We start from the raw sequence: 9818 nt of genomic DNA, 5'->3' as shown, positions 1-9818 counted from the left end.
GCTCATTCAGATGCGGAAGGAGCACGTCGAACCGCCGTGCGAGTTGAGACAAGACGTCGTCGGGGAAGCCCATACCGTCCCAACGAACCGAAGATCAGAAAGCAACGCTTTATTTCTTGGTGGCTTCACTGGCGCAGGACACTGATGGGAGCGCCGCCTACCGACCCGGCGAAGTAGGAGCCCGACCACAGCTTGTTCGCCCGGTAGTAGTGGGCGGCCAGTTCGGGGAACTCCTGGCGCATCCGTCGCGAGGACACTCCTTTCAACGAGTTGACGAGCTTGGACAGGGTGATCTTGGGTGGGAAGTTCACCAGCAGGTGGAGGTGATTGTTTTCGCCGTTGAACTCGCGCAGTTCGGTCTCGAAGTCGGCGCACACATCCCTCATGATCTCTTCCAGCCGTGTCAGGTGCTCGCCGTTGAAGACCTGGTGGCGGAACTTGGTCACGAAAACCAAATGAGCGTGCAGGACGAAAACGCCGTGCCTGCCGGTCCTGATATCGCTGTGCTCGGCCATAAACCAATAGGAGGGTGATCGTGTGCAGCTCCGTTACAGCTTCCGCCTCGACCCGACGCCGGGCCATCAAATCGAGCTGGCCAAGGCGTTCGGTTGCGCGCGTGTCGTGTTCAGCGACGCGCTGCGGCTGCGTAACGACGCTCATGAGGCCGGCCTGCCGTTCGTCACCGACGCGGAGTTGTCCCGGCAGGTCATCACCGAGGCGAAGAAGCGCCCCGGCCGGGTGTGGCTGGGCGAGGTGTCGTCGGTGGTGCTCCAGCAGGCGCTGGCCGACTGCACGAGGGCGTTCCGCGATTTCTTCGCCTTGTTGTCGGGCCAGCGGAAAGGCCCGAAGCTGGGCGCTCCCCGGTTGCGGTCCCGCAAGGACAACCGGCAGGCGATCCGGTTCACCCGCAACGCCCGATTCTCCATCACGCCGGGCGGAAAGCTGCGCCTGCCGAAGATCGGAGAGGTGGCGGTGCGCTGGTCGCGGGAGTTGCCCTGCGAGCCGTCCAGCGTGAGCGTGATCAAGGATGCGGCGGGCCGGTATTTCGCGTCTTCCGTCGTGGAGGTCAGCGCCTCACCCCTGCCGGAAAGCGGGATCGACAGCGGGATCGATCTGGGTCTTGGACACTTCGCTGTCCTGCCGGACGGGCGGAAGATCGATTCGCCCCGGTTCCTGCGCCGGGCGGAGAAGATGCGGGCTGGTCGTCGTTCGTGGCCATGCTGGAGTACAAGGCGCGTCTGTACGGCAGGACCTTCGTCAAGGTCGGTCGCTGGTTTCCGAGTAGCAAGCTGTGCTCGGTATGCGCAGCCGTACGGCAGGACATGCCCCTGTCGGTGCGGGAGTGGACCTGCTCCTGTGGCGCGGCCCACGACCGGGACATCAACGCCGCGCTCAATGTCCTCGCCGCCGGACGGGCGGAGAGACAAAACGCCTGCGGAGGGCCGGTAAGGCCGGGCGCGAGCCCGGCACGGCCCGTCGAAGCAGGAAGCCAAGGAAGTGTCGCCGCGTGAACGACACGGCACAGGCCAGAATCGTCGGGCTTCAGCCCGGCGAGCGCGTCAATGCTCGGGGTGAAACGACACGGCGACACACCGGTCCCTTGAGCGAAGGGGCGATTCGTCCGGTATTTCTCCAGGCTCGGGCCACCCTTGATCACCTTGGGGCCGACCACCACGAAGTTGACGCAAGCCGCCTTGGAGTTGGCCCGGTTTGGTGGACACCTGATCTCTGGGGAACCCTGGTTCCCGGAAGAAGGAGTCTGCTGTGCCGAACAACTATCCGCCGGAGTTTCGCCGGCAGATGGTGGAAGTGGTGCGCGCGGGACGGACGCCGGAGGAGCTGGCCAAGGAGTTCCAGCCCTCCGCGCAGTCAATCCGTACCTGGGTGCGCCAGGCCGATCTGGATGACGGCCGCCGCCAGGATGGCCTGACCAGCGCGGAGAAGGATGAGCTGGCCCGGCTGCGCCGCGAGAACAAGATTCTCCGTGAGGAGAAGGAGATCTTGCGTAAGGCCGCGGCTTTCTTCGCGCGGGAAACGGATCTGCCCGAGATGAAGTTCCGGCTGATTCATGCGGAGAAGGACCACCACGAGGTCTCCCTGCTGGCCCGGGTGCTGGGTGTGTCGCGCCAGGGCTACTACGCCTGGGCTGCTCGCCAACGGCGCGGCCCGTCGGCGCGCGCCCGCCGCGACGCCGAGCTGACCGAGCAGATCCGAGCGCATCACCAGGCCTCCGATGAGATCTATGGGGCGCCGCGCGGCATGGCGCCCGTCACCGTGGGCTGCGAAACCTGCCAATATTGTCACGCTTCTGCCATTCCGCTCCGTCGCAGGGAGTGGGCGCCGGCCGTTGGGGCCGCGTCCTTCGGCGAAGCCGCATCGCTCACCTTCCTCCTGCGGGGCGCGTTCGGTGACTCGCCTGTCGAACCGTTTGAGCGGCCGAAACCGGGCTGACTTCTGTCGGTGAGCTGACCGGCGGGCATGGCGTCATCGCAGTAATCGCGGCTCGGGCGATCACGGAGACCGTGTTCAGCAGCCCGGTGGTGTCGGTGACGATGCGCTTCATCGAGGGCACGGCCCTCAGGACGTCTTTGTTGGCTCTGCGGACATCCACGCCCTGGTGAAAGCAGCTCGAGGCTGACTCGGGCGAGCCACATGCCTCGCGCAGTCGAGGCTGTTCACCAGGGCTGGCACAGCCGGGCCTCAGTCAGACCTGTACTTGGCGCTCCGTCAAGAACGGGCTCCTGCACTCGTGCTCGACAGGGCTTTCCCCAGAGGAGTCTTCGTACGCCCTGACCTTGCGGCTGATCAGATCCAGGCTTTCGGTGAGTGCGCTGAGCTGGTCCATCACCTGTTCTTGGTGCCGCCGTAGAACAGCAAGCCGCTCGCCGTGGTCGGCTCCCTTCCGGACCAGGTCGGCGTATCTGCGGATCTCGGGGAGCGGCATTCCGGTGGTGCGCAGAATGACGCAGAGATTCAGCCACTGAACATCCTGCTCGCTGTAAACGCGATGTCCGGCAGGTCCGCGTCGAATGGGATTGGCAAGCAGGCCCTCACGCTCGTAGAAGCGCAGCGCATGGATGCTCAACCCTGTGCGTGCGGCGACTTGGCCGATGCTCAACTCAGGTACGGCGTCCAACATGTCGTCGAGTGTAGAGCTTGCACTAGAGCCGACTCTAGGTCCTAAGGTGAGGCCCCACGTCCAATCACTTGTTCGCGCTGATCGCGGCCAACCTGGGAGCATGATCATGCGTTACCGTACCCTCGGCGGCACCGGCATCGAGGTAAGCGTCCACTGTCTCGGAACCATGATGTTCGGAGCCGTCGGCAATCGCGACCACGATGATTGCGTCCGCATCATCCATTCCGCCCTCGACCAGGGCATCAACTTCCTCGACACCGCGGACATGTACTCCGCCGGCGAGTCGGAGCAGATCGTGGGTAAGGCGCTGCAGGGACGGCGCGATGACGTTGTCCTCGCCACGAAGGTGCACTTCGGGATGGGAGAGGGCCGCAACCGCAGTGGCAACTCGCGGCGCTGGATCATCAAGGAGGTCGAGGAGAGCCTGAAGCGCCTGCAGACCGATTGGATCGACCTCTACCAGATCCATCGCCCCGACCACTCGACCGACATCGAAGAAACGTTGTCCGCGTTGAGCGACCTCGTGCACCAGGGGAAGATCCGGGCCTTCGGCTGCTCGACGTTCCCGGCGGAGGAGATCGTCGAGGCGCACCACGTCGCCGAGCGCCGTGGCCTCCTGCGCTTCTGGACCGAACAACCGCCCTACTCGCTCCTCGCCCGGCGCGTCGAGGCGGACGTGCTGCCGGTCTGTCAGCGTTACGGCATGGGGGTCCTGACCTGGAGCCCCCTCGCCTCGGGGTTCCTGTCCGGCAAGTATCGCAAGGGCCAGCCCATGGACCTGTCCAGCGGGCGTCCCACGATCACGCCACACCGCTTCGACCCATCCCTTCCCGAGAACGTCGCCAAGCTCGACGTCGTGGAACAGCTGGTAGAACTGGCCGATGAGCTGGGCTGCACCCTGCCTCAACTCGCGGTCGCCTTCACGGTGGCGCATCCGGCCGTTACGTCGGTGATCACGGGACCGCGCACCATGGAGCATCTGGACGGGCTGATGAAGGGCGCTTCCCTCGTCCTCGACGACGCGGTCCTGGACCGCATCGATGAGATCGTGCCACCTGGCACGAACATGTACCACCCGGACGGGGCGTGGAGCCCTCCGTCCCTCACGGACAGTCTCCGCCGCAGGCGTCTGCCGGCGGACCGCGCCGCAAGCTAGGCTCTGCCGCGCCCTTCCATGCCTGTCGAACACTCCTTTGTTGCTGGAGACGAGGAGCAGCGACGCCGGGCCGACAGCTCCCCGACGCCGGCGCGACACCTGCTTCGAGCGGGCGACAGGAGGGCTGCCATCAGTGATCCACCTCGCGTTGCGCAACCGTGCTCCGCCTGGAGGAATCGCGGGGAGTTTCGATCGACATTCCTCGGCCGGCAAGCCCGGGCCAAGGCTTCCCCTACGGTCGATACGCAGCAGACCGCGGGTCAGCCGGAATAGGCAGGGGTCTTGCTGACTGTGGTCATGCTGGCCTTCCGAGGGCTGCCGTCGATCCTGACCTCTGCTAGGACCATCATCGGGTCGAGATCGAACGGCGACTCGGTCTCGGCCTTGTTCCGCGTCGAAGGCATGACACTCCCATCGTGGTCGAGCGGCGCTGTGCAGCACCCTGCAGAAGCAGTGTGCTCTACGGCGCTTTCGCCGAGCTTTCGCCTCGATCACGCGCACGGCCGGGGCGATCACGGCTCTGGAGGCCACCGGTTACAGTGACCGTATTCCGGACGATCTCGGTGGAGTTCACATGGCCGAAGGGCCGCGATTCGTCGCTGCGGGCTTTTCTCTTCTGCGCATGCCGGCGGCACCCATCACGCGGTTCCCGGACATTCTTACAGGGGGCGAAGACGAGGAGTTCCTGGCGAAGGTCCTGCGCGATCCGCTCCTTCGCGAGGCCCTAGAGGTTTCGAGCAACTCGCTGGCCGCCGTCCTCGACCGCATCCAAGCTGGGCAGGCAGTGGAAGCGTCCAAACGCCGGCGGGCCATCATGGCGACGGCGCGCTACGTGCTGCGGATGACAGGCCGCCCCACCCCGTTCGGACTGCTTGCGGGCGTCGCCATGGCCTCCTTCGGCGAGACGACCAAGGTGCGCCTGTCCGGGGACTCCGTCAAGGGCGTGCGTCCGGATGCCGGGTGGCTGGCCGAGCTGCTCGCAGACTGGGAACGTCGACCGCACGTGCGACGACATCTGCGACTGGTGGCTAACGACCTGTGCGTCGTCCGGGGCGACCGGCTCGTGCTGCCGTACGTCCGGCATGGTCCCGCCGGCGCTCGCCACGGCCGGGTCGTCAAGGAACTGTCGGTGCTCTACACCGAGCCCGTGCAGCTGGCCCTCGAATGGGCCGCGCGCCCCCGACCCTACACCGAGCTTCTCGACCGTTTGGCGGCGGCCTTCCCCCTGGTATCGCGGGAAGCCATTGAGGCCATGATGGACCTGCTCATGGAGTACGAGGTCCTGCTCACCGACCTGCACCCGCCGCTGAACGCCGATCCGCTCGCCTATGTCCTGAACCGTCTGGCCACCGGAGGCGATCTCACGGAGGCGGCCGACCTGCGCGAGATCGCGGCGACGCTGGAGCACTACGCCCAATGCCCTCCGGGAGAGGGCCGTTCCGTATGGCGGACCGCCGTCTCCGCGATGCGCGCACTACAGCCCACCGACCATCCGCCGATCCACGTCGACCTGCGCGTCGGCGCCGACGTGACGCTGCCGCAGCCGGTCGCGGACGAAGCCGCCGCGACCGTCACCGCGTTGCTTCGCATGTCCGCGGCAGCGACCGCCCCGAAGCACGTGGTGCAGTATCACCACGAGTTCCTCGAGCGGTACGGCATCCATCAGCTGATCCCGCTCAAGGAACTCACAGATCCCGAACGCGGCCTCGGGGTCCCCGATGGATACCACGGGCCGGAAACCGAGCGCGGAGCCGGCTCTGCTCCGCAACGCCGCGGTCCGCGAGACACCTTGCTCCTTGAACTGGCCGCGCGGGCCCTGCATTCCGGCTTGGATGAGGTCATACTCGACGACGAGCTCGTCGGCCGGCTGGCTGGAGACGAGACACTCGCCCCGCCACCACCGGAGTCAGCGGAGCTGTGTGTGCAGGTCCTGGCGGAGACTGCGGCGGACCTGGACGCGGGCGACTTCCGGCTGGTGGTCTCGCCCGCGACCGGCTCGTCGATGGCCGGCTCCGTATTCGGCCGCTTCGCCTACCTCTTTCCCGAAAGCGACTACCCGATGGCCCCGGCCGAGCCCGCCGCCGCGGGGCCGGTGCGGGCTCAGCTGCTCTTCCAACCGGGAGATGCGCGGGTGGCCAACGTCGCGCGAGCGCCCGTGGTGTGCGACCACACTCTGACCGTGGGCGCTTTCGCCGAGCGGTCGGATCCGAGGGTTCTGTCTGCCCAAGACCTGCTGGTCGGTGCGGACGAGCGTAGGCTGTTCCTGGTATCGGCTCCGCACGGCCGTGAGATCGTGGCGATCTCACCGCACGTGCTCATGCTGGCCGGGCAGAGCCCGCACGTGGTCCGCCTCATCAGCGAGATCACCGGCAGCGCCCAGCGCCAACTCCACGCCTGGTCGTGGGGCGCCGCCGAACTGCTCCCGAAGCTGCCCAGAGTGCGCTACCGGCGGACCGTGCTCGCGCCCGCCCGCTGGCTGCCTGACCCCCGTCTGCGTGACAAGCGTCTGGACGAGCACGCATGGCTCGCCGCGCTGGAGGAGTGGCGTAGCGCATGGCAGGTACCCGACCGTGTGTACGTGGCTATCGCGGACAACCGCGTGGAGCTCGACCTCGCCATACCACTGCATCGCCGGCTGCTACGCCACGAGCTGACGCGTACACCGGACGCGTTCATCTGCGAGCTGCCGGGAACGGCCGCCGAATGGGGATGGCTCGACGGCCACGCCAACGAGATCGTCATCCCCCTGACGATGGCCGGTCAAGCCCACCGGGCCGTCACCGTAGCCTCCCGCCCCGAACCGGCACCAGGCCCGCGCCATCTGCCGGGCGGTGAATGGCTCTACGCCAAGCTCTACAGCTCCGCTGACCGGCACGACGAGATCCTCGGCGGGCATTTGACCGGCCTGGTCTCCGAGCTGCCCGCGTCGGTGGATCGATGGTTCTTCCTTCGCTATGCCGATCCCGACCCGCATCTGCGCCTGCGCTTCCATGGCGATCCCGCGCACCTGCATTCGCGCGTCCTGCCCGCCCTGCACGACTGGGCCGCCACCCTCACCGGTACCGGTCTGGCTGCGCGCTTGGCGCTCGACACCTATGAACCCGAGGTCGCCCGGTACGGCGGCCCTGAGGCGATCGAGGCCGCCGAACGGGTCTTCGCCGCCGACAGCCTCGCTGTCTTGGCCCAGTTCGACGTGCGCAACAGGGGCCTGTCGATGGATCAGGAGCTGCTCGCTGCCGCCAACTACGTCGATCTCCTGCGCGGACTGGGCGATGAAGACTGGCAGCACTGGCTCCTGGCGCAGACCTCACGCGGCGACCAGCACGCCGCGTTCCAGGCGACGCGCCGCACAGCGATCCGTCTCATCGACACCGAGGGCGACTGGGCCGCGCTGGCCGTTGAAGAGGGCGGCGCTGATGTGCTCCAGATCTGGCAGGCTCGCCGAGCCGCCGTGGCGGCCTACGGTGAGACCGTCCGACGGCTGCTGGCCGGGGGACGGCTGTCCAGTACACGTTTTGCCGTGGTGACGGGGCTGCTGCACCTGCATCACAACCGTTCCATCGGCATCCGACCCGTCGTCGAGACCCGAACTCTGGCGATCATGCGTGGCGTGGTGGACGCAGCCCTCTCACGCAAGAGATTCTCTCTATGACAGTGGCGCGGAGGCCACGGGCGCAGGCTGGACGGTGGGCAGCTCCTCGGCGGCCAGCCGTTCCCGCGCATAGAGACGTAGGAGGGGACCGATGTGGAAACGGTCCGGGATCTGCCTGCGCACCAGGTGCGCCGCGATGAGCATCTCGAGCAGGAACTCGGCCTCGTGAGCCGGCACCTGGAGTAGGGCAGCGACGCCCTGCCGGGTGCACTCGTCATCCGGCACGAGAGCCAGAAGGCGGAAGAGCCGCTGCGCGGGCGCGGGCAGCGCGAGATAGGTGCGGTCGAAGGACGTTCGTAGGGCCGCTGCCCGATCGCCCGTCACCGCGAGCAAGGAGAGCCGATCGCGTGAGCGCAGCCCGGCCAGATAGCGTGCTCTCTCAGCGGGGGAGCGGCCCATCATGTTGGCCGCGGCAAGGCGCAGAGCCAATGGCAGGTCGTCGCAGAGCCTGGCGATCTCAGCCAACACGCCGTGGTGAGTCGCTTGGCCGATCAAGCCGGCCAGCAGGCGCGTGGCTTCGTCACGCCGCAGCGGCTCCAGCCTCAGGACGCGGGCGTCCTCCAGTGCGGCCAGTCCCCAGAGGTTGGTTCCCGAGGTGACCAGGACGGCGCACTCCGTGGTTCCGGGCAACAGGCATCTGACCTGGGTCGCGTCGAAGGCGTCATCCAGCACCAACAGCACTGAGCGGTCGGCCAGCAGCGCGCGCAGCCGAGCCGCACGCGCGCTGAGGCCATCCGGGATGTCCGCCCGGTCGAGCCCGGCGGAGATCAGCATCTCCGCAAGCACGTCCACAGGATCGCGAGGGCTTCCATCAGAGGTTCTCAGCCGGACGAACCACTGCCCGTCCGGAAAAGCGGTGCGGACCCGGTGCGCGACGTGAACGGCGAAGGCCGTCTTACCCATTCCAGGTCCGCCGCCGACGACCACGATCGGCACCACGCCCACATCCCGGTGCAGCAGCTGCGCCGTGGCCTCGGAAACCAGCTCGGACTGTCCCACGTAGGTCCCCACGCCGAGCGGCAACTGGCACGCCGCGATCCACGCGGGAGGGGAAGTATCGCTGTCCGGATCGCCGTTCATCAACGGCTCTCCACCGAGCACCTGCTGGTGAAGCCGCTGCAGATCCTCGCCCGGCTCGACGCCGAGCTGATCACGCAGCACCTGGCGCAGCCGCCGGAACGCCTCCAGGGCCTCCGCGTGCCGGCCGCTTCGGTGCAGTGCCGTCATCAGCCAGCCCCACAAGCGCTCGTGCAGCGGGTGTTCCGCTGTGAGCGCACGCAGCTCCGCCAGCATCTGCCGATGCCGTCCGAGGGACAGTTCAGCATCGATGCGGCGTTCCACCGCGGTGAGCCTCTCCTCGCCGAGGCTCTGCGTGGCCAAGCTCCGCAACCTCTCCGAAGGCACGTTCGCCAGTGCGGGCCCTCGCCACAAGGTCAAAGCCTGTTGCAGCAGCGCTGCCTGGGTGCCCGGGCCGCTTCGGGTGAGCGCCTCTGCCCGGGTGACCAGATCACGGAAGCGGTGCAGGTCCAGCGCGAATCCGGGCACCTCTATGGAGTACCCGTCGCGCCGGGTGACGATCAGGTCGGGCGCCTGGAGAGACGTGCGCAGCCGAGCCACATAAGTCTGCACCGCGCCGCGTGCGTTGGCAGGCGGTGCGCCGCTCCAAATGTAGTCGAACAGCTCCTCCATGGATACCGGGCAATTGGCCTTCAACAGGAGCGCGGCGAGCAGGATACGCTGCTTTGCAGCAGGTATCGGAATCTCTTTGCCCGCGAGCGTGACCTCCAGCGGTCCCAATACGCGAAAGGTCACCTGACCCTTCTCCGGCACGAAGTCTCCTACAGAGTGTGTTCCGCCGACGATTACGCGGA

General features: G+C 67.1%; 8 protein-coding genes and 1 pseudogene. 5 read left to right on the top strand and 4 right to left on the bottom strand.

The annotated features are described in order from the left end of the window. Nucleotides 1-125: 125 nt before the first annotated feature. Nucleotides 126-515 (bottom strand): IS200/IS605 family transposase, encoded by a 390-nt coding sequence (gene tnpA / locus ETD85_RS09535; RefSeq protein WP_138689259.1) that lies wholly within the window; start codon nucleotides 513-515, stop codon nucleotides 126-128. Nucleotides 516-537: 22 nt separating this feature from the next. On the opposite strand from tnpA, the pseudogene ETD85_RS67245 reads away from it, so the two are divergent. The 3 genes and pseudogenes from ETD85_RS67245 to ETD85_RS09525 all read left to right on the top strand — a co-directional run. Continuing rightward, nucleotides 538-1137 (top strand): annotated as a pseudogene (locus tag ETD85_RS67245) (RNA-guided endonuclease InsQ/TnpB family protein); the annotation flags it as partial. 80 nt (nucleotides 1138-1217) lie between these two features. Beyond that, nucleotides 1218-1511, top strand: coding sequence for a zinc ribbon domain-containing protein (locus ETD85_RS67240; protein ID WP_338087131.1), 294 nt, complete (start codon nucleotides 1218-1220; stop codon nucleotides 1509-1511). A 253-nt stretch (nucleotides 1512-1764) separates the two neighbouring features. Beyond that, nucleotides 1765-2451, top strand: a complete 687-nt coding sequence (locus ETD85_RS09525; RefSeq protein ID WP_138689258.1) for a transposase — start codon at nucleotides 1765-1767, stop codon at nucleotides 2449-2451. 253 nt (nucleotides 2452-2704) lie between these two features. On the opposite strand, the gene ETD85_RS09520 is transcribed toward ETD85_RS09525, so the two are convergent. Beyond that, entirely contained in the window at nucleotides 2705-3139 is a 435-nt protein-coding gene (locus ETD85_RS09520) for a MerR family transcriptional regulator (RefSeq protein ID WP_138689257.1), read from the bottom strand. A 46-nt stretch (nucleotides 3140-3185) separates the two neighbouring features. On the opposite strand from ETD85_RS09520, the gene ETD85_RS09515 reads away from it, so the two are divergent. Next, nucleotides 3186-4295 carry an aldo/keto reductase gene (locus ETD85_RS09515; RefSeq protein WP_338087130.1) on the top strand — a complete coding sequence of 370 codons (1110 nt, stop codon included), beginning with the start codon at nucleotides 3186-3188 and terminating at the stop codon, nucleotides 4293-4295. Between the two features lie 260 nt (nucleotides 4296-4555). Here the strand turns inward: ETD85_RS09515 and ETD85_RS63005 are convergent, their stop codons facing one another. Continuing rightward, entirely contained in the window at nucleotides 4556-4699 is a 144-nt protein-coding gene (locus tag ETD85_RS63005) for a hypothetical protein (RefSeq protein WP_170246595.1), read from the bottom strand. Nucleotides 4700-4869: 170 nt separating this feature from the next. On the opposite strand from ETD85_RS63005, the gene ETD85_RS09510 reads away from it, so the two are divergent. Continuing rightward, complete coding sequence (locus tag ETD85_RS09510; protein WP_138689256.1) at nucleotides 4870-7947, top strand: lantibiotic dehydratase; 3078 nt, start codon at nucleotides 4870-4872, stop codon at nucleotides 7945-7947. Here the strand turns inward: ETD85_RS09510 and ETD85_RS09505 are convergent. Beyond that, entirely contained in the window at nucleotides 7942-9777 is a 1836-nt protein-coding gene (locus ETD85_RS09505) for an AfsR/SARP family transcriptional regulator (RefSeq protein ID WP_138689255.1), read from the bottom strand. The two genes, ETD85_RS09510 and ETD85_RS09505, sit on opposite strands and share 6 nt — an antisense overlap. Between the last annotated feature and the right edge of the window lie 41 nt (nucleotides 9778-9818).

This window comes from Nonomuraea zeae, assembly GCF_005889725.1.
GTDB lineage: Bacteria > Actinomycetota > Actinomycetes > Streptosporangiales > Streptosporangiaceae > Nonomuraea > Nonomuraea zeae.
This window is presented reverse-complemented; position numbering and strand designations above follow the sequence as displayed.